This is a genomic window from Ruegeria marina (genome assembly GCF_900101475.1).
GTDB classification, from domain to species: Bacteria; Pseudomonadota; Alphaproteobacteria; order Rhodobacterales; family Rhodobacteraceae; genus Ruegeria_B; species Ruegeria_B marina.
Genome location: NZ_FMZV01000002.1, coordinates 368,132 through 388,400, shown reverse-complemented (window position 1 = coordinate 388,400; position 20,269 = coordinate 368,132). Strand labels below are relative to the sequence as shown.

General features: G+C 62.6%; 18 protein-coding genes. 8 read left to right on the top strand and 10 right to left on the bottom strand.

Going from position 1 to position 20,269, the window contains the following annotated elements:
- Positions 1 to 48: 48 nt before the first annotated feature.
- From BLT75_RS04240 to BLT75_RS04220, 5 genes are all read left to right on the top strand, one after another.
- Positions 49 to 927 carry an RNA polymerase factor sigma-32 gene (locus BLT75_RS04240; protein ID WP_093027993.1) on the top strand — a complete coding sequence of 293 codons (879 nt, stop codon included), beginning with the start codon at positions 49 to 51 and terminating at the stop codon, positions 925 to 927.
- Positions 924 to 1,748 carry a ChaN family lipoprotein gene (locus tag BLT75_RS04235; protein WP_093027991.1) on the top strand — a complete coding sequence of 275 codons (825 nt, stop codon included), beginning with the start codon at positions 924 to 926 and terminating at the stop codon, positions 1,746 to 1,748. The genes BLT75_RS04240 and BLT75_RS04235 overlap by 4 nt, the downstream gene beginning before the upstream one ends.
- Positions 1,749 to 1,826: 78 nt before the next feature.
- Positions 1,827 to 3,023, top strand: a complete 1,197-nt coding sequence (gene coaBC, locus BLT75_RS04230) for a bifunctional phosphopantothenoylcysteine decarboxylase/phosphopantothenate--cysteine ligase CoaBC (RefSeq protein WP_093027989.1) — start codon at positions 1,827 to 1,829, stop codon at positions 3,021 to 3,023.
- A 46-nt stretch (positions 3,024 to 3,069) separates the two neighbouring features.
- Complete coding sequence (gene dut / locus BLT75_RS04225) at positions 3,070 to 3,525, top strand: dUTP diphosphatase (protein WP_093028214.1); 456 nt, start codon at positions 3,070 to 3,072, stop codon at positions 3,523 to 3,525.
- A complete protein-coding gene (locus tag BLT75_RS04220; protein WP_093027987.1) occupies positions 3,525 to 4,565 on the top strand; it encodes a HesA/MoeB/ThiF family protein in 1,041 nt (346 codons plus the stop codon). Before dut ends, BLT75_RS04220 begins: the two co-directional genes overlap by 1 nt.
- A gap of 2 nt (positions 4,566 to 4,567) precedes the next feature.
- Here the strand turns inward: BLT75_RS04220 and BLT75_RS04215 are convergent, their stop codons facing one another.
- From BLT75_RS04215 to BLT75_RS04205, 3 genes are all read right to left on the bottom strand, one after another.
- Positions 4,568 to 4,975: a universal stress protein gene (locus BLT75_RS04215; RefSeq protein ID WP_093027985.1), complete on the bottom strand. Its 408-nt coding sequence runs from the start codon at positions 4,973 to 4,975 to the stop codon at positions 4,568 to 4,570.
- A 27-nt stretch (positions 4,976 to 5,002) separates the two neighbouring features.
- A complete protein-coding gene (locus BLT75_RS04210; RefSeq protein WP_093027983.1) occupies positions 5,003 to 5,452 on the bottom strand; it encodes a phasin family protein in 450 nt (149 codons plus the stop codon).
- A gap of 101 nt (positions 5,453 to 5,553) precedes the next feature.
- Positions 5,554 to 6,765 carry a trans-sulfuration enzyme family protein gene (locus tag BLT75_RS04205; RefSeq protein WP_093027981.1) on the bottom strand — a complete coding sequence of 404 codons (1,212 nt, stop codon included), beginning with the start codon at positions 6,763 to 6,765 and terminating at the stop codon, positions 5,554 to 5,556.
- A gap of 121 nt (positions 6,766 to 6,886) precedes the next feature.
- Between BLT75_RS04205 and BLT75_RS04200 the strand changes: the two genes are divergently transcribed.
- Positions 6,887 to 8,902, top strand: a complete 2,016-nt coding sequence (locus BLT75_RS04200) for a M3 family metallopeptidase (protein ID WP_093027979.1) — start codon at positions 6,887 to 6,889, stop codon at positions 8,900 to 8,902.
- Positions 8,903 to 8,957: 55 nt separating this feature from the next.
- Here the strand turns inward: BLT75_RS04200 and BLT75_RS04195 are convergent, their stop codons facing one another.
- From BLT75_RS04195 to BLT75_RS04170, 6 genes are all read right to left on the bottom strand, one after another.
- Positions 8,958 to 9,887 carry a 2-hydroxyacid dehydrogenase gene (locus BLT75_RS04195; RefSeq protein ID WP_093027977.1) on the bottom strand — a complete coding sequence of 310 codons (930 nt, stop codon included), beginning with the start codon at positions 9,885 to 9,887 and terminating at the stop codon, positions 8,958 to 8,960.
- Between the two features lie 17 nt (positions 9,888 to 9,904).
- Positions 9,905 to 11,044, bottom strand: a complete 1,140-nt coding sequence (gene rodA, locus BLT75_RS04190) for a rod shape-determining protein RodA (protein WP_093027975.1) — start codon at positions 11,042 to 11,044, stop codon at positions 9,905 to 9,907.
- The gene (gene mrdA, locus BLT75_RS04185; protein WP_093027973.1) at positions 11,041 to 12,987 is read right to left on the bottom strand and encodes a penicillin-binding protein 2; all 1,947 of its coding nucleotides are present in this window, start codon (positions 12,985 to 12,987) and stop codon (positions 11,041 to 11,043) included. Before mrdA ends, rodA begins: the two co-directional genes overlap by 4 nt.
- A 1-nt stretch (position 12,988) precedes the next feature.
- The gene (locus BLT75_RS04180) at positions 12,989 to 13,525 is read right to left on the bottom strand and encodes a rod shape-determining protein MreD (protein ID WP_093027971.1); all 537 of its coding nucleotides are present in this window, start codon (positions 13,523 to 13,525) and stop codon (positions 12,989 to 12,991) included.
- On the bottom strand, positions 13,518 to 14,426 hold the full coding sequence (mreC, locus tag BLT75_RS04175) for a rod shape-determining protein MreC (protein WP_093028212.1): 909 nt from the start codon (positions 14,424 to 14,426) through the stop codon (positions 13,518 to 13,520). Before mreC ends, BLT75_RS04180 begins: the two co-directional genes overlap by 8 nt.
- Before the next feature lie 77 nt (positions 14,427 to 14,503).
- Positions 14,504 to 15,550: a rod shape-determining protein gene (locus tag BLT75_RS04170; RefSeq protein ID WP_011046181.1), complete on the bottom strand. Its 1,047-nt coding sequence runs from the start codon at positions 15,548 to 15,550 to the stop codon at positions 14,504 to 14,506.
- A 164-nt stretch (positions 15,551 to 15,714) separates the two neighbouring features.
- Here BLT75_RS04170 and BLT75_RS04165 point away from each other — a divergent pair, with 164 nt between their 5' ends.
- Both BLT75_RS04165 and BLT75_RS04160 read left to right on the top strand, forming a co-directional pair.
- Entirely contained in the window at positions 15,715 to 16,500 is a 786-nt protein-coding gene (locus BLT75_RS04165; protein WP_093027969.1) for a 23S rRNA (adenine(2030)-N(6))-methyltransferase RlmJ, read from the top strand.
- Between the two features lie 221 nt (positions 16,501 to 16,721).
- Complete coding sequence (locus tag BLT75_RS04160; RefSeq protein WP_093028210.1) at positions 16,722 to 18,455, top strand: adenylate/guanylate cyclase domain-containing protein; 1,734 nt, start codon at positions 16,722 to 16,724, stop codon at positions 18,453 to 18,455.
- A gap of 33 nt (positions 18,456 to 18,488) precedes the next feature.
- Here the strand turns inward: BLT75_RS04160 and BLT75_RS04155 are convergent, their stop codons facing one another.
- Complete coding sequence (locus tag BLT75_RS04155) at positions 18,489 to 20,063, bottom strand: 2-isopropylmalate synthase (protein WP_093027967.1); 1,575 nt, start codon at positions 20,061 to 20,063, stop codon at positions 18,489 to 18,491.
- Positions 20,064 to 20,269: the final 206 nt, after the last annotated feature.

Sequence of the window (20,269 nt, the reverse complement as noted above, 5' to 3'; positions counted from 1 at the left end):
TCAGGAACAAAAAGTCAAGTTTCACGCCGGACATTTGGGGAGAGATGAATGGCACTGGATAACCCGAGCGATATACGGATGTCCCGGCAGGCAATGAAGGCCGAATTGCTTGATGCCGAGACGGAATTGCAACTCGCCTATGCGTGGCGAGACCAGCGGGACGAGCAGGCGCTGCATCGTCTCATCAATGCCTACATGCGTCTGGCAATCTCGATGGCCGCGCGCTTTCGCCGGTACGGTGCGCCGATGAACGACCTCATCCAGGAGGCGGGCTTGGGTCTGATGAAGGCCGCTGACAAGTTCGACCCCGACCGCGGGGTGCGGTTTTCGACCTACGCCGTGTGGTGGATCAAGGCCAGCATCCAGGATTACGTGATGCGGAACTGGTCCATGGTGCGGACCGGATCCACCAGCAGCCAGAAATCGCTTTTCTTCAACATGCGACGGGTGCAGGCCCGGCTGGAGCGGGAAGCGGCCTCGGACGGGATCGCGCTGGACCAGCATCAGTTGCACCAGATGATCGCGACCGAGATCGGGGTTCCGTTGCGCGATGTCGAGATGATGGACGGACGGCTGTCCGGTTCCGATTTCTCGCTGAATGCAACGCAGGCATCCGACGAGGAAGGCCGTGAATGGATCGAGGCGCTTGAGGATGACAGTGCGCAGGCGGCCGAACTTGTCGAACATCGGCACGACACGGCCCGATTGCGCGAATGGTTGCTGGCGGCGTTGAACAATCTCAATGACCGCGAGCGGTTCATCGTGCGCGAGCGCAAACTGCGCGATGAGCCACGCACGCTGGAAAGCCTGGGCGAGGAACTGGGGCTCAGCAAGGAACGGGTGCGCCAACTTGAGGCGGCAGCTTTTGCCAAGATGCGCAAGAGCCTTGAAGCGCAGTCGCGCGAGGTGCAAAACTTCCTGGCATGAGAGGCATTCCGATTCCGGGCCTAGCCCTGTTGTTGTTCCTGGCCGCGCCAGTCGGCCCGGCGTTGCCCGGTGAATTGATACCGTCCGACGTGCTGGACGGGATGCGCGGGGCCGATGTCGTCATTCTGGGCGAAGTCCATGACAATCCCCGGCACCATCTGGTTCAGGCCGAAGCGATAGCGGCGCTCGAACCCTCTGCCGTGGTCTGGGAGATGCTGACAGAAGTGAGCGCGGCTCGTCTGTCCCGCGCGGCGCTTGATGACCCCGAGGAACTGGCACGTATCCTGCAATGGGCAGAATTGGGCTGGCCGCCTCTGGCAATGTATCTGCCTGTGTTTCAGGCTGCCGAAGCGCCGGTTTACGGCGCGCTGGTGCCACGCACGGCGGCACGGGCCGCGATGGAAACAGGCGCCGCTGCCGCGCTTGGCGCAGATGCCGCACGCTTCGGCCTGGGGATTCCTCTGCCAGCGGACGAACAGAAGGCCCGCGAGGCCGATCAGCAGGCCGCCCATTGCAATGCGATGCCGCCCGAGATGCTGCCGAAGCTGGTGGCGGTGCAGCGTTTGCGCGACGCGGTTCTGGCCCGTGCGGTCCTGCGCGCCCACGAGGAAACCGGCGGCCCGATCGCTGTGATCACCGGCAACGGACATGCCCGCAGCGACCGCGGGATTCCGGTGTTTCTGTTCAGGGTCGAGCCCGGATTGCGTGTGTTCACGCTGGGTCAGTCCGAGGAAGGCGCCATTGACGGGTCCTTCGACGCGGTCATCGACAGCCCCGCCGTTCCGCGAGAGGATCCTTGCGCGGCGTTCGACAAGAGCTGAGGGCAGGGATTATCCGCTGGCACTTGTCGGCGGCCTCTCCTAAGTTCAGGCCGATCCTTGGGGAAAATTGGCACGAACATGCTGGCTTCGAAACGTATCCTGCTGATCATCGGGGGCGGCATTGCCGCCTACAAGACGCTTGACCTGATCCGGCGACTGCGCGAGCGCGGCGCGGCGGTAACACCGGTGATGACCTCCGCAGCCGAGGAATTCGTGACACCGTTGTCGGTTTCGGCACTGGCGGGAGAAAGGGTTTTCCGCCACCTTTTCGACCTGACGGACGAGGCTGAGATGGGGCATATCCAGCTGTCACGTTCGGCCGACCTGGTGGTGGTGGCCCCGGCGACCGCCGATCTGATGGGCAAGATGGCGGCCGGTCTGGCCAATGATCTGGCCTCGACCCTGCTGATGGCCACGGATACACCAGTCCTTCTTGCGCCGGCGATGAATGTCCGCATGTGGGAGCATCCGGCGACGCGGCGCAACCACGACCAACTGGCCGCCGACGGTATCCGCTTCGTTGGCCCCAATGACGGCGACATGGCGTGCGGCGAATTCGGCCCGGGCCGGATGGCCGAACCGATGGAGATCCTGGCCGCGATCGAGACCGCCCTTGGAGATGGCCCGCTGAGCGGAAGGCGTATCCTGGTCACCTCCGGGCCGACGCACGAACCGATCGACCCGGTGCGCTATATTGCGAACCGTTCGTCAGGGGCGCAGGGTACGGCAGTGGCCCGTGCTCTGGCGGCGCTTGGCGCAGAGGTGGTGTTCATTACCGGTCCTGCCAGCGTTCCGCCGCCGCAGGGGGTTCAGGTGGTGCCCGTGGAAAGCGCGCGCGAGATGGACGCAGCCGTGGACGCGGCCCTGCCGGTGGATGCAGGTGTATTCGCGGCGGCGGTGGCCGACTGGCGGGTGGCCAGCGCTTCGGACCGCAAGCTCAAGAAGTCGAAGGATGGACTGCCGGTACTGGAGTTTGCAGAAAACCCGGACATCCTGAAACGGGTGAGCCGGCTGGAAGCGGGGCGGCCAAGACTGGTCGTCGGCTTTGCCGCCGAAACCAATGACGTGGTCGAGCACGCGACCGCGAAGCGGCTGCGCAAGGGTTGCGACTGGATCGTCGCCAATGATGTCAGCCCAGCGACCGGCATCATGGGCGGCAGCGAGAACGCGGTGATCCTGATTTCCGATGAAGGGGCCGAGGAATGGCCGCGCATGGGCAAGGATCAGGTCGCTGAAAAGCTGGCGCTTCGGATTGCCGAGGCGCTGGGCGGGTGAGATTTTTCGACGAAAAATCTCGGTGACGCAAGATGATGAGGTCCAGATGGTTTCGATACGTGTGATCCGCGACGAGGATGCCGATACGGATGTCCAGCTTCCCTCTTATGAAACGCAGGGTTCGGCTGGTGCGGATGTGCGCGCCAACCTGGCGGATCGTGGGTCGGTCGTGCTCGCGCCCGGGGCGCGTGCGCTGATTCCGACCGGGCTGAGAGTCGAAATTCCGGCCGGGTACGAGATCCAGGTTCGTCCCAGGTCAGGTCTTGCCCTGAAACATGGGATCACCTTGCCGAATGCGCCAGGCACCATCGACAGTGACTATCGCGGCCCGCTCGGGGTAATACTGCTGAACGCCGGTACCGAGCCGTTCACGGTCCACCATGGTGAGCGGATCGCGCAACTGGTTGTGGCGCCCGTGATCCGGGCAGTGTTCGAACTGACTGAAACGCTGGAGGAAACCGCCCGCGGGGCGGGCGGCTTCGGCTCGACGGGGCGCAGCTGATGCTGCTGGTTCTGGGTGGCGCGGCAATTCTCTGGGGGCTGGGTCTGGCGATGGGCGTTTCGCGGCAGGCCAGAATTGCTCTGCTGGCCGTCCTGTTCCTGTTTGTAATGCTGGCGCAGTTTGCCTTGCCCGATGGCCATCCCGTGCGCATGGCGACTGGCCAGTCGCCGGCGCTGTGGCTCTTGATCGGGGGTTTTGCTGCGCTGGCCATGGCCTATGGGCGTATCGTGACCTGGTTGAAGTCGCGTGCCCGGCCCGAAGTGGCTGCCCCCAAACCTGGCGGTACGTTTTCGGAAACGGAACTTGATCGTTACGCCCGCCACATCGTGTTGCGCGAATTGGGCGGGCCGGGGCAGAAAAAGCTGAAAAAGGCCCGCGTTCTGGTGATCGGGGCGGGCGGGCTGGGCGCGCCCGCGCTCCAGTACCTGGCCGCGGCAGGGGTCGGGACCATCGGGGTGATCGACGACGACGTCGTCGAAAACGCAAACCTGCAACGCCAGGTGATCCATCGCGATGCCGATATCGGGCTGCCCAAGGTGTTTTCCGCGAAAATGGCGATGGAGGCGCAGAATCCCAACGTCGTTGTCCGTCCCTATCATCGGAGGCTGTCCGAGGATGTCGCCGACGCGCTGTTTGCCGACTACGACCTGATCCTTGATGGCACCGACAACTTCGTAACCCGTTATCTATCGAACCGGGTTGCCGTGGCGCAGGGCAAACCGCTGGTCTCGGGTGCGCTGGCGCAATGGGAAGGGCAACTCAGCGTCTTCCACCCCGCCGACCACGGCCCTTGCTATCAATGCATCTTCCCCGAGGCGCCGGCGCCGGGCCTGGCGCCGTCCTGCTCCGAGGCCGGTGTTATCGGACCCCTCCCTGGCGTTGTCGGTGCGATGATGGCGGTCGAGACCATCAAACTGATCACCGGCGCAGGCGCCGCGCTCAAGGGAGAGATGCTGATCTACGACGCGCTCTATGGCGAAAGCCGCAAGATCCGCCTGACCCGCAGAGAGGGTTGCCCAGCCTGCGGCGGGCCGTCCTGAACCTAGCGTATCACATGCACCGCGCATTTCGCGTGCCGCACCACCCGGTCGGCCGTGGACCCCAAAAAGAGGTTCTCGAAGCCCGGTTTGTGCGAGGCGATGACGATGCAGTCGATGTCATGCGCCGCGGCATGGTCGACGATGCCACGCCCGGCATGGCCGGTCGCCATCACCGCCGTCGCGCCGGGCAGGCCGGCGGCCATTTGTCTCAACGCCTTGTTGGCATCGTCGCGGCTGTGCGCCATGATTTCGTCAGGGATCTGGGAAGTGACATATGCCGGGATCGCCTCCATCACGTGCAGAACGGTGAATTTCGCATCATCGCTTGCCAGTTTGCGCGCCGCCAGAAAGGCGGCCTCTGTATCGTGACCCTCATCGAAGGCCACCGGAACAAGAATATTGCGGTACATCTGGCCCGTCTCCCTTGGCTGTCTGTGTCAGATCGGTTCGGACTTGGCTGAGCGGGTTGCCTTTCTGGTCAGCTCCTTGGCTTCGCCGATCGTTTCCCCCACCGCTTCGGCTTCGGTCTTGGTGACATAATCGGCGCAGCGCGATACGGTGTCGAACCATTCGCGGGCATCCTCGACCAGCCGTTCGACAGAGTGACGTTGCCAGTCGAGCATGGCCTCCATCGCCTTGGCCGGATCCGCGCGTTCCGACGAGGTGGCCGTCCGGGCGGCATCCAGCGCAGTCCGGATCGCTTCGTGGCGACGTTCGAACCAGTGGCGGGTAAAGCGTTCGGATTCGCTCAGCAGTTTTTCCTGGGCGTCCCAGAACTGCTCCATCTGCGGTGAGACGAGCGTGGTCATCGGCGCCGGAGCCTGCAGTGACTTCAAAATGTCTGCAAAGGCTTCGGGTGATGGAAATGCGGTATACTTTTGGGCCATCGGAGCGTCTCCTGTTTCGAAAAGTTCCGAAACAGGATGTCACCGCTTGCCTCCTCCCACCTTAAGGCAGATCAAGTTCCGCATGTCCGGGGTGCGATAAATCAGCCCAATGCGCGGTCCAGATCGGCAATCAGGTCTTCGGGATCCTCCAGCCCCACCGACAAGCGGAAGATCCCGTCACCGGCAAAGGCGCGATAGGCGTCGCGTTGCCGTCCCTGGAGACGGAAAGATGTTTCCATCAATCCTTCGGTTGCCATCCAGAAGATCAGACTTCGGTGATGGCCAAGCGACACGGCATAATGGATCACTTCCATCCGGTCGATCATCTGCCGTGCAATCCGTTCGCCGGTCGCGGCATCCCCGACCTGGAACGAGATCATGGCCGACATGTTCGACATCTGACGCGCGGCCAGGTCCGCCTGCGGGTGCGAGGGCAGGCCGGGGTAGATCACGCGGGTCACGCGGGGGTCGGCTTCCAGCCATTCGGCCACCGCCTGTGCGCCGGCGGCATGCGCCTTCATCCTGAGCGGCAGGGTGGCCGCGCCTCGCGCGATCAGCCAGGCGTTGAAGGGTGACAGGACACCTCCATGATGAATGGCGGCCTCAACCCGCATTTTCGCCACCAGATCGGCCCGGCCGCAGACCGCACCCGCCACCGCGTCGCCATGGCCGCAAATGTACTTGGTCACCGAATGCATGGTCAGATCGACACCCAGCGCTACTGTATCCATCCCGATGGGCGAGGCGAAGGTTGCATCGCAACTGAGCAGCGCGCCCGCCTGCCGGGCCAAGCCCGATATGGCGGCCAGGTCGGTCAGACGGCCGATGGGGTTGACGGGTGTTTCGGTATGGATCAGCCGGGTGTTCGGGCGGATTGCCGCCGCCACGGTCTGGGGATCGGACATGTCCACCGTGCTGACTTCGATGCCCATCCGGGGCAGGGTGTCACGCGCCAGTTCGGCAACCCCGGCATAGGAAACATCCGACACGATCACATGATCACCCGCGGACAGGAAGGTGAAGAAGATGGCCGCCGCCGCCGCCATGCCTGATGCCGTGCACAGGCAGGCCTCGGTTCCCTGCATGGCGGCGATCTTGGCCTCCAGCATTGCCACGGTCGGATTGGCCCAGCGGGTATAGGCAAAAGGGCTGTCCGGTGTCAGGTCATGGGCCGAAAATCCCGAGACTTCCTCGGACACAAAGGTCGACGACATGTGAATGGGCGGCGCCGAGGCCAGTGTGGATGGGTCCGGCGTCTCGCCTGCGTGAATGGCAGTGGTCATCGGTCCGGTCGGGCGATTGGTCTTGTGCATTGAAATTCCTCCTGGTCCCGAAGGTGAAGGCCGCAAAAAGATCATGCAAGCCGGTTTGCGACATTGGCCCTCTGGACCATCACGGTTCGCGCTTCTAGCTTGTGCGTCAAAGGAGACCTCGATGACCAACCCGCTTCTCGCCGAATGGCAGACCCTGTTCGAAATTGCCCCGTTTGACCGGATCAAGGACGAAGACTTCGCACCGGCTCTGGAAGAGGCGCTTGCCGCCCATCGCGCTGAAATCGCGGCGATCGCGGAAAACTCCGAGCCGCCGAACTTCGCCAATGTGATCGAGGCGCTCGAAGGGGCGGGCAAGGCGCTGGACAGGGTGCTGGGCGTGTTCTTTACCGTGGCCGGGGCCGACAGCAACCCGGCACGCGAAGGGCTGCAACGCGATTTCTCTCCGAAGCTGGCCGCGCATTTCTCGGAGATCTCGGCCAACAAGGCGCTGTTTGCCCGGGTCGCCGCCGTATGGGAGGCACGCGAGCAGCTGGATCTGACCGACGAGCAAAGCCGCGTGCTGATGCTGACGCATCGCGGCTTCGTGCGATCGGGCGCGGCGTTGAGCGGCGATGACGAAGCGCGGATGAAGGAGATCAAGGGCCGGCTTGCCGCGCTTGGCACCCAGTTCACCCAGAACCTGCTGGCCGATGAACGGGAATGGTTCATGGAACTGTCGGATTCCGATCTGGATGGCCTGCCGGGGTTCGTTGTCGATGCCGCTCGCGCCGCCGGCGCCGAGAAAGGCGCCAAGGGGCCGGTCGTCACGCTTTCGCGGTCGCTGATCGCGCCTTTCCTGCAATTCTCGCCCCGCCGCGATCTGCGCGAACGCGCCTATCGCGCCTGGGTTGCGCGTGGGGCCAATGGCGGCGAGACCGACAATCGCGAAATTGCAGCCGAGATCCTGCGCCTGCGCGAAGAGCGGGCGCGGCTGCTGGGGTACCGGAGCTTTGCCGAGTACAAGCTGGAAACGGAGATGGCGCGCGAACCCGGACGGGTGCGTGAACTTCTGATGCAGGTCTGGCACCCGGCCCGGGCGCGGGCCGAGTCGGATGCGGAAGTTCTCACCAGGATGATGCATGCCGACGGCATCAATGGGGATCTGGAGCCATGGGACTGGCGCTATTATGCCGAGAAACGCCGCAAGGCTGAACACGATCTCGACGAAGCCGCGCTGAAACCATACCTGCAACTCGATCGCATGATCGAGGCAGCCTTTGCCTGCGCGCATCGCCTGTTCGGGTTGGCATTCAGGCCGCTTGATGTCCCTCTTTACCACCCCGATTGCCGTGCCTGGGAGGTGACGCGCAACGGAGACCATTTGGCCGTCTTCATCGGTGACTATTACGCGCGTGGCTCGAAGCGCTCGGGCGCCTGGTGTTCGGCGATGCGGTCGCAGGCGCGGTTCCCGCGCGTGCAAACTCCGGTGGTCATCAATGTCTGCAACTTCGCAAAGGGCGATCCGGCGCTTCTTTCCTATGACGACGCGCGCACCTTGTTTCACGAATTCGGCCACGCCTTGCACCAGATGCTGTCGGACGTGACCTATGAAAGCATTTCGGGCACCTCGGTGGCCCGCGATTTCGTCGAACTGCCCAGCCAGCTATACGAACACTGGCTGGAAGTGCCCGAGGTTCTGGCCGAGTTCGCCACCCACGCCGAAACCGGCGCCCCGATGCCTCAGGCGATGCTCGACAAGGTGCTGGGAGCGGCGAATTTCGACATGGGTTTCCAGACTGTCGAGTATGTGGCCTCGGCGCTGGTGGATCTGGATTTCCATGACGGTACCGCCCCTGCCGACCCGATGGCCGCGCAGGCTGAAACGCTGGCTGCGCTCGGCATGCCCCGCGCGATCACGATGCGCCATGCGACGCCGCATTTCGCTCATGTCTTTGCGGGCGATGGCTACAGTTCGGGATATTACAGCTACATGTGGTCCGAGGTCATGGATGCCGACGCCTTCGCCGCCTTCAACGAGGCCGGTGGTGCGTTCGACCCCGATCGGGCACAGGCGCTGGAACGGCACATCCTGTCGACCGGTGGCTCGCGCGAAGCGCAAGACCTCTACCTGGCCTTCCGTGGACGCATGCCGGGGGTGGAGGCCTTGCTCAAAGGCAGGGGTTTGATAGCGGCCTGAGATTTTTCGTCGAAAAATCTCGCCTCCGGCAGAGCGTAAAGGGCCTTTGGCCCTTTCAGTACCCCAGGCCGCGGTCGACCAGATGCAGGAAGGGTTCGCCTGCTTCTCCGCGCCGGATGTTTTCGCAGATCACCTTTGCGGCCGTGACGGGGCGGGTCTCGGAGGCGATATGCGGCGTGACAGTGACATTGGGATGAGTCCAGTAGGGATGGCTGGCGGGCAGCGGTTCGGTTCTGAAGACGTCAAGCGTCGCATGTCCGACATGGCCGCTGTCGAGTGCCGCCAGGAGTGCCGTGTCGTCGATCAGCGGGCCACGCCCGGGATTGATGATACGCGCTCCACGCGGCAGCAGTGCCAGTGTTTCGGCATTCAGCGTGTTTTCCGTGGCCGGTGTGCTGGGCAACAGGAGCACCACGATTTCGGCACTGTTCAGAGCCGTTTTCAGCCCATCGCCGCCATGCAGGCAGGTGACGCCGGGAACATCCCTGGCTGAGCGGCTCCAACCCGTGACGCGGAATCCAAGCGCGGCCAGCGCCACAGCCGCCGCCTGTCCCAACGCCCCCAGTCCGAGGATCGTGACCGCCCGTTCGCTGGCCAGCGGCGGCACGTCCTGCCGCCATTCGCCTTTCAGACCGTGGATATGGGCATCTATTCCCAGGTGATACCGTAGCACGTGGCCGACCACCCATTCGGTCATCCCCTGGGTCAGGCCATGGTCGACCATGCGCGCAAGCGGAACCGTCAGGGTCGTGTTGTCGGCAATGCTCTCAACCCCGGCCCAGAGGCTGAGAACCGCCTTGAGCCGGGTAAATGGCGTGAAGTCGCGAAGCCCGCTTGGAGCATAGACCACATAGTCGACCACATCTGGAGAAAACCCGGTCTTCAGATCGACGTCGATGCCCATTTCGTCAAGATAGTTTTCAAGCAGTGGTTTGTAGACGGGCCACAGCCGGGGTGGGGCGGAGAACATTACATTCACGGTCATGGCGATCCTTTCCGATGTCAGCGGGGTCGGTGGATATGGGCGCTTTGCACCAGGCCAAAGGCAACCATCAGAACCAGCATGGCCGAACCGCCATAGCTGACCATCGGCAGCGGCACGCCGACGACGGGGGCAAGACCCATCACCATCGACATGTTTACTGCGAAGAACAGGAAGAAATTGATGGCGATTCCCATCGTGACCAGAGAGGAGAAGCGGTCACGGGTAGCGAGCGCTGTCACGATGCAGAAGACGATGATCAGGGCGTATAGGGACAGAAGAGAAAATCCGCCGACAAAGCCAAATTCCTCGGCCAGGGTCGTAAAGATGAAATCGGTGTGTTTTTCGGGCAGGAAGTTCAGCCGCGATTGCGTCCCTTGCATGAAACCGCGTCCGGACCAGCCGCCGGACCCGAGGGCAATCTTGGATTGGGTGATGTGGTATCCGGCGCCGAGGGGGTCCGAGGAGGGATCCAGGAACGTATCGATACGACGGAACTGATAGTCCTTGAGCAGTTGCCACTCTGTTCCGCGGCTTTTGAACACGGCGGTGATCAGACCTACACCGGCGGCGATCACCGCCGCAAAATAGCTCCAGTGCACGCCGGCCAGAAACATCAGGCCGCCGCCGGCGGCCAGCAGAAGGATGGCGGTTCCAAGGTCAGGTTGTTTAAGCACCAGTCCTGTCGGCACCAGAATGATCAGGACAGGGATCAGAACCCACAGCGGCCGCGATGTTTTCTTCCCGGGCAGCCAGTCATAATAGGCCGCCAGCAGCATGACGAGCGTGATCTTCATCAATTCGGAGGGTTGAAGACGCATGAAGCCAAGGTCGATCCACCTCTGCGCGCCCATTCCGATGGCGCCGAACAACTCCACCATGACAAGCAGAAGCAGAGAGACGGAATAAGCCACGACCGCCATGTTGCGCCAGAACCAGATGGGAACCATCGCGACAAAGGTCATGACTGCCAGTCCCACGGCGAACCGCTTGATCTGCGGTTCGGCCCAGGGACGGAAGGAGCCGCCCGCCACCGAGTAGAGCATCAGGAACCCCACCGAGGCGACCGATATCAACAACAGCGTCAGGGGCCAGTTCATGTAGAGAATCTTGCGCAGGCCCGTGGGCGTCGATTTCACCGAGTATTCAAGGTAACTCATGCTCGGTCCTTGTCGTCTGGCTTGATCTTCGGCCGTAACTCGCGCTGGAGCCTTTCCTGCTGCGCGGACACGCGGCTGCGATCCTCTGACGGATAGGCTTCAAGCGGCGGAAACCCGCCGTAAAGCGCTTGCAGGATGATATCGCGGGCAATGGGTGCCGCGGCCGCCGATCCACCCCCACCATGCTCGACGACGACCGAGACGGCATACTTGGGATTGTCGAAAGGCGCATAGCAGACGAACAGAGCGTGATCACGCCGCTCCCACGGCAGATCCTCGTTTCGGATTACCCCGGCGGCACGTTCGGCGGCGGTAATGTTGCGCACCTGGCTGGTTCCGGTCTTGCCAGCCATCCTGAATTCGTCGGTCAGGATTCGGCTGCGATAGGCCGTGCCGCGCCTGTCATTGCTCACGGCGTACATTGCCCGGCGCAGCTTGCGGAGATTGGCCGAATTCAGCGCCAGATCCTCACCGCCGCCGGAAGGTTGCTCGACGCCATCGACGGATTTCACCAGTCGGGGCTCGACCCGGCGGCCTGTGGCAATGCGCGCGCTCATCACGGCAAGCTGGAGCGGCGAAGCCAGCATGTATCCCTGGCCGATAGAGGCGTTGGCTGTGTCCCCGATCAACCAATCCTGTTTGTGTACACGGGATTTCCATGCCCGGTCGGGCGTCAGCCCTGTTGCAACCGCCGACATCGGAATATCATGCCGAACCCCCAGCCCGAATTCCTGCGCCATTGCGGTGATCTTGTCGATGCCGACCTTCAGCGCGACATCGTAGTAATAGACATCGCAACTCTGCTTGAGCGAATTCTCCAGATCCACATGCCCGTGACCGCCGCGCTTCCAGCAGTGGAACTTGCGGCCTGCGACTTCCAGGTAACCGGGACAGTAGACAGTCTCGTCGGGTCCCAGCAAACCGGCCTCCAGAGCGGCCATGGCGGTGATCATCTTGAAGGTCGAGCCGGGTGGATAGGTGCCCTGAACAGCCTTGTTGGCCAGGGGTCTGTAAGGGTCTTCGGTCAGGGCGCGATAGTCGGCCACCGAAATACCCCTGACGAAAAGGTTCGGATCGAAACTGGGGGCCGAAACAATGGCGCGCAGGTCACCTGTGTCGCAGTCCACAACGACCGCTGCCGCGCTTTCGTTCCCCAAGCGCGCCTGCACATAGGCTTGGAGATCGGTGTCGATGGTCAGTTGCAGGTCGGCGCCGGGTTGGCCTTCGCGGCGGTCAAGTTCCCGCATGACCCGACCGGTCGCGTTGACTTCGACCCGCTTCGCTCCGGCCTTGCCGCGCAAGAGTTCTTCCTGCCGGGCTTCGAGCCCAACCTTGCCGATCTGAAACCGCGGGATTCGCAGAACGGGTTCGGGATCCTGTATCTGGCTCAGGTCGTAGTCGCTGACGGGGCCGACATATCCGACGACATGTGCGAAATCGGTGCCGTTCGGATAGACGCGGGTCAATCCGACCTCAGGCGTTATGCCTGGCAGGGCGGGAGCGTTGACGGCAACTTTAGAGATATCCTCCCAACTGATCTGGTCGGCCAACGTGACCGGAAGAAACGGGGGGGACCGGCGCATTTCCGCCCGTGCACGTTCCAGTTCCTCCGGGTCGAGCGGAATCAGCCGTTGCAGGTTCGAGATGACCTGTTCGACATCGCCGGCGTCCTCCCGCACGATGACGATGCGGTACGATGGGATGTTCTCGGCGACAATCTTGCCATTGCGGTCGAAAATCTCGCCGCGGGTCGGAGGCAGCAGGCGAATGTTGATGCGGTTCTCTTCTGCCAGCAAGCGGAACTGGTCAGCCTGCTCGACCTGCATGTAGCGCATCCGCATTGCCAGTCCGCCGACGAAGGCGGCCTGCAAGCCACCCAGAACCAGGGTCCGGCGGGTCAATGTCCGGTGAACCTTGTCCAATTCGCGCTGTGAACGCCTCATGTCAACGCGCTCCCAAGGCTTCGGCGTCTGACGGGGTCAGTCGGCGCACCCCGAACAGGGTCTGGCTGGCGGCAACAACCGCCGGGTAGCACAGTATCGTCAGCACGACCTGAGAAGCAGCAAGCGTCAAGGGCGCCCGATCAACGGCCGTGGCGATCAGGGTAAGCCTGTAGAACAGCGCGAGCGCGATCAGAACCACCGAAACCGAAATCCACTCTCCGATGAAGCCGGTCTCGCCCTGGCCAGACAGCCGGTTTCGCAAGAACGCCGATGCCGCGACCGTCAGTGCCGCCAGAAGCCCCGGCGGTCGTTGCAGCAGAAGATCGGCCAGAAGCATGACCAGCGCGACGAGCAGCGCGGGCGCATAATCGGGCCGCCGCAGCGTCCAGGCCAAGGTCATGGCAAGCAGAAAGTCCGGGCCGGCCCAGCGCGAGGGTCTGGCGTCGAGCGGCAGGAGTTGAAAGAACAGGATGGCCAGTGCGATGCCGATATAGACCAGCCGCATGATCCAGATCCGCGAAGGCGAGAAGTTATCCATCGGTCGCCTCGGAGGATACGGCAGGGGCTTGGCCGGGAGGGAGGTCAGCTCCCACAATTCCGCCGTGGTCCTCGACCTTTTCAATGCCGTGATGACGGAGGATTCGCAGGAACTCCAGCCTTTCGTAATCGGCGGACAGGCGGATGCGCAACCGGCCCGAGGGGTCCTCTGCCAATTGTCCCACCAGTAGCCCCGCCGGAAAGACGCCGCCGTCACCAGAGGTCACCACACGGTCGCCGGGCCTGACATGTTCCCGATTTTCCAGAAAATCCACTGTCGGTGCCGGGGTGTTGTCGCCAACAGCCAGGGCGGTTTGGCCCGAAGGCTGGATCGTCACCGGAATTGCGCTTGCCGCATCGGTGAGCAGGATCACGCGTGCGGTGTTCTGGCCAACCCCCGATATACGTCCGACCAGGCCGATCCCGTCCATCGCGGCCCAACCGTCGACTATGCCGTCGCGCGCGCCCACATTGAGCAGGACCGATTGCCGGAAGGGCGAACCACTGTCAGCCATGACGACGCCGGTCACATAGGTCAACCGCGGGTCGAGGCGCACGTTGTTCAGGTCGAGCAGTCGTGCGTTCTCTTGCTCCAGTTGCAGCGCGGCTTCTTTCCAGGCCCGCATCTGGCGCAACTCACTGCGTAATTCGCGGTTCTGTTCGCTGAGTCTATGGTAGCTCTGGAAGTCGCGTACCAGGTTGATCACGCCGGTCACGGGCGCCATGGCCCAGTCCAACGAGGGAACGACCGTGTCCACCACCTGCGCACGGAACCGCTCAACGCGCGGGCTGTCGATCCTCCAGACAAGGAAAATACTGACAAGACACAACAGGATGACCCCTAACAGCAGACGGCGGAGGGGGGCGGAAAAATCCTCGCGTTGTGAACGGTCCTTGGCCACGAAGCTCCTTTCCGGTGCGTTGCCGGCCGCCGTTCGGCGACCCATGTCCCTGGATCGTGTCCCGGAATCTGCGCGTCTTAGCTGTCGTAGTCAATCGCGTGGCGCAGCTGCTTTTCGTACTCCAGCGCCTTTCCGGTACCGAGAGCCACGCAGTTGAGGCTTTCATCGGCGATGGAAACAGCCAGACCTGTCTGTTCGCGCAAGGCCAGATCCAGATCGCCCAGCAGGGCGCCACCGCCGGTCAGCATGACGCCACGATCGACGATATCGGCGGCCAGATCGGGCGGGGTGGTTTCCAGTGCGGTCATCACCGCCTCGCAGATCTGCTGCACCGGTTCGGCCAGCGCCTCGGCAACCTGGGCCTGGCTGATCTCGATCTCCTTGGGCACACCGTTCAGCAGGTCGCGGCCGCGGATCAGCATCGACTGGCCGCGTCCGTCGTCCGGCATCCGGGCGGTACCGATCGAGGTCTTGATGCGTTCGGCCGTGCTTTCGCCCACAAGCAGGTTCTGCTGGCGGCGCAGATAGCTGATGATCGCTTCGTCCATCCGGTCGCCACCGACACGGACCGAACGGGCATAGACGATGTCGCCCAGCGAAAGAACGGCAACCTCGGTGGTGCCGCCGCCGATATCGACGACCATGTTGCCGGTGGGGTCGGTGATCGGCATGCCGGCGCCGATGGCCGCCGCGATGGGTTCGGCGATCAGGCCGGCGCGACGGGCGCCCGCGCTCAGAACGGATTGACGAATGGCGCGTTTCTCGACCGGTGTGGCGCCATGCGGGACACAGACGATAATCTTGGGCTTGGAGAAGGTCGATCGCTTGTGCACCTTGCGGATGAAGTGCTTGATCATCTCCTCGGCGGTGTCGAAATCGGCGATCACGCCTTCGCGCATCGGGCGGATCGCCTCGATGCTGCCTGGCGTCCGGCCCAGCATCAGCTTGGCGTCCTCGCCGACGGCCAGAACCTTCTTCACGCCATCCTTGACGTGATAGGCAACCACGGAAGGTTCCGACAGGATGATCCCGCGGCCCTTGACATAGACCAGCGTGTTGGCGGTTCCCAGGTCGATGGCCATGTCCGCGGCGAACAGACCACTCAAATTGTCAAAGAACCCCATTCCGGCTGATCCTGCTCATCTCGATTGTTGCGATTACCCACGACTCGACGGGTCCGGGCGGATTGACTTATAGGGCGCGGACGCAATGTGTAAAAGAGCCGATTCCGTGGGAATCAGCGCCAATCCGCCATGTTGACGCGGGCAAGGCTGGGTCAGGACGAAAAATGCTATCCTATCAGCATATCTATCATGCCGGAAACCTGGCCGATGTGCAGAAACACTCTGTTCTGGCGGTGGCGCTCGAATATCTGACCCGCAAGGACAAGCCGATTTGCTATATCGAAACCCATGCCGGGCGCGGCCTGTACCGGCTGGATGCGGCCGAGGCGGTCAAGACCGGAGAAGCGGCCGCCGGAATAGGCCGGGCGCAGACCGAAAACTGGTTCAGGCCCGATCACCCGCTGATCGGCGTTCTGGACAGGGTCCATGATCAGGAAGGGGCGATGGCCTATCCTGGGTCTCCCCTGATTGCGGCGCACCTGCTGAGGCCGGGCGATACGATGCACCTCGCTGAACTGCATCCGCAGGAGCGCGCCGCGCTCGCTGTCGCGATGGCGTCGTTCCCGGCGCGTATCCATGCCCGGGACGGCTTCGACATGGCCCAATCGCTGCTGCCTCCCGATCCCAGGCGGGGCATGATGCTGATCGACCCCAGCTACGAGGTGAAGGCCGACTACGACCGGATTCCGGGGATCATCGGCCAGTTCCATCGCAAATGGAACGTGGGCGTGATCGCGTTGTGGTATCCGATTTTGACGGACGGGCGCCACAAGGCGATGCTGGCCGGTCTGGAGCGATTGGACCTGCCGGGTGTCTTGCGCCACGAAGTCCGCTTTCCCCCTGTGCGCCAGGGCCATCGCATGGTCGGATCTGGCATGTTCGTCGTCAACGCACCCTACGGGCTTGATCGGGAAACTGCGCGGCTGTCAGAACAGTTCGCCGGTCTTTGACAAAGAAACCCAAGGGTTTCCTGTTCGCCGCATGAGGTGGACATGGGGTTCGGCGCGGGCCAAAACACAGTCGAACCAGAGCAGCATTCCTGTGCTCATGCGCGACAACGACCAAAGGATTTGATCTGCCCGACGATCTGCGGCCTCACGTCTCCAGCCTCACGAAAGAGGCTGGAGAAGTCGCGGCTGGAGGAGTATCATGTTTTCCTGGGAGAATGGCGATGGATCGCAAGCTTGCCGCCGTTCTGGCGGCTGACATGGTGGGCTACAGCCGGCTTATGGAGGCCGACGAACAAGGTACGCTGGCCCGGCTGCGCACCCATCGTATCGAACTGATCGACCCTTCTATCTCGCTCAATCGCGGGACCATCATAAAGACGACCGGCGATGGGATGCTGGTGGAGTTCGCAAGTGCCCGAGACGCTGTCGCCTGCGCGGTCGAGGTTCAGACCCGGATGTGCCGGCGTAACATGGATGTTCCCGAAGACAGGCGCATCCGGTTTCGTATCGGCATCAATCTGGGCGATATCATCTGTCAGGACGGCGATATCTTTGGCAGCGGCGTGAATGTCGCCGCCCGGCTGGAGCAGGCCGCCGGCACGGGTGAGGTTCTGATCTCGTCTGCGGTGCATGACCAGGTCTGCCGTCAGATGGAGCTTCAGTTCCAGGATATGGGTGAATTGGCGCTCAAGAATCTCAGCCAGCCGGTACGCGCCTATCGCGTGGCGCTCGAACTGCCATCGATACCGTCCGCGACGTCCGGCGAAGAACAGACCCGAGTTGTGAAGCCGACAATCGCCGTATTGCCCTTTGCAAACATGAGCGGCGATCCGGAACAGGAGTTCTTTGTCGACGGGTTGACCGAGGATCTCCTGACCGAGCTCAGCAGACGCCACGAATTGTTTGTCATCTCGCGCAATTCCAGCTTTGTCTACAAGGGAAAGGCGGTGAACCTGCGAGAAGTTTCCGAAAAGCTGGGGGCGCAATACATCGTCGAGGGCAGTGTCAGAAAGGCGGGTAATCGCCTGCGTGTCACCGTGCAGCTGATTGACAGCGACCGCGACACCCATATCTGGGCCGAGCGCTATGACCGGGAAATGGACGATATCTTTGCCATTCAGGACGAGATCACGGCGGCAGTGGTCGCGACGCTTCCGGGCCGTATCGAGGCGTCGAAGACGGATCAGTTGTCACGCAAGAAACCCTCGAACCTGGCGGCATATGAATGTGTCTTGGCGGCAAAGGTGCTCCATCACCGCAGCACACCCGTGGACAACAAGGAGGCGATGCGGCTGATCGACCGCGCCATTAGCCTTGATCCGGACTATGCGCATGCGCATGCCTGGAGCGGCTGCATTCGTGGCCAGTCCTGGGGATACGGCTGGAGTGAAGACCCTGACGACACGCTGGCGCAGGCCGAAGTTGCCATCAAGAAGGCGGCGGAACTGGACGATAACGATGCCGATGTCCATCGTCTGATGGCGGCCATCGAAATCATGCGCAACGATCTGGGCAAGGCTCGCTATCACCAGGAGCGCGCCTTGTCGCTGAATCCCAATTACGATCTGGTCGTCGTGCAGATGGGAGAGTTACTGACCTGGATGGGCCAGCCCGAGGAGGGCGCGGAATGGATCGAAAAGGCGATGCGGCTCAATCCGCATCATCCGGCCCGGTTCTGGAGCCATCTGGGCAAGGCGCATTTCTGTGCGCGCCGCTACGACGATGCCATCGATGCCTTCCATCACCTGGGTGCATTCGACGTCTTGCAGAATGTATTCCTGGCCGCATGCCACGCGTGGCGCGGCGACGACGCTGATGCGCGCCGCCATGCCGACCTTGTTTATGCTGCGCAGCCGCAGTTCACTGCCGAAGCTTTCCTTGCCACGACCCATTACGGTCGAGAGGAGGACCGCGCCCATCTGCGCGAAGGCATGGCGCGGGCTGGCCTGTCGTAAGTCGCGTGGGTCCGCGCCGCGGACCCTGCCGGTTCAGGTCAGATCCTTGTAGCTGATTTCACGCGCATCCGCGCCAGGGCCTGCCTTTTCCCGGCGCACCAGCAAACGATTGAGTGCGTTGATATAGGCCTTGGCACTGGCGACGACGGTGTCGGTATTGGCCGACTCCCCGGTGGCGATCAGGCCGTCCTCTTCCAGCCGGACGCTGACGGTGGCCTGTGCGTCGGTGCCCTCGGTCACCGCATGCACCTGATAGAGTTGCAGATGCGCCTTGTTGGGGTAGAGTTCGCGGATCGCCTTGAAACTGGCGTCGACCGGACCGTCACCATGGGCCGTTGCGCTTACATCCTTGCCGTCGATTTCCATTTCAACGGTGGCCTCGGCCGGACCGCCGGTGCCGCAGATCACTTTCATCGAGACCAGTTGCAACCGGTCGTTCGCGGCATTCTCGCCCGAGCGCATCAACGCGATCACGTCGTCGTCGAACACTTCCTTCTTGCGGTCGGCAAGCTCCTTGAACCGCACGAATATGTCCTTGAGCTGGTTGTCGCCCACATCATAGCCGAGGTGGTTGAGCTTGTCGCGCAAGGCCGCGCGGCCCGAATGTTTGCCCAGCGGCAACGAGGTGCCCGAGAGACCGATATCCTCGGGCCGCATGATCTCGAAATTCTCGCGGTTCTTCAGCATCCCGTCCTGGTGGATGCCGCTTTCATGGGCAAAGGCGTTCTTGCCGACGATTGCCTTGTTCGGCTGCACGACAAAGCCTGAAACGGTCGAGACCCGGCGCGAGATGGCCATGATCTTGCTGGTGTCGACGCCGGTGCGCCAGGGCATGATGTCGTTGCGGGTCTTGATCGCCATGACGACTTCTTCCAGCGCGGTATTTCCGGCGCGTTCGCCCAAGCCGTTGATGGTACATTCGATCTGGCGCGCGCCGCCCGCGACAGCAGCCAGCGCGTTGGCCGTCGCCATGCCGAGGTCATTGTGGCAATGGGTGGCAAAGATCACCTCGTCGGCGCCCGGCACGGTTTCGATCAACCGGCGGATCAGGTTTGCCGACTCCTCGGGGGCGGTATATCCCACCGTGTCGGGGATGTTGATCGTGGTGGCACCCGCCTTGATCGCAATCTCGATCACCCGGCACAGGTAATCCCATTCGGTGCGGGTGGCGTCCATCGGAGACCACTGCACGTTTTCACAGAGATTGCGGGCGTGGCTGACGGTCTCGTGGATCTTCTCGGCCATCTCGTCCTGGGTCAGGTTCGGAATGGCGCGGTGCAGCGGCGAAGTGCCGATGAAGGTGTGAATCCGGTTCTTCTCGGCGTGTTTTACCGCTTCCCAACAGCGGTCGATATCTGCGAAATTGGCGCGGGCCAGCCCGCAAATGCGGGCATTCCTGGCGCGCTTGGCGATCTCGCTCACGGCCTTGAAATCGCCTTCGGAGGCGATTGGAAATCCCGCCTCGATGATGTCCACGCCCATATCGTCGAGCATCTCGGCGATCTCGAGCTTCTCGTCATGGGTCATGGTCGCGCCGGGGCTCTGTTCGCCGTCACGGAGCGTGGTGTCGAAAATCAAGACGCGGTCTTGGTCGGTCGCATGTGTCATGGGATGTATCTTTCGGTATCTGTCCTAAACCTAGTGGCGCGCAAGCCTCCTCCTCTGAGCGGGCGCGCCGAAGGGCACGCTCAGAGGCGGATTAGGATCAGTAGACCACGCAGAGCGGCGCCACGAATGGCGTTGCCGGTCAAAAGGATATCTGCGCGGTTGATCATGACGTGAGGTTATACAGGCCGCATCGCGAATGGGAAGGG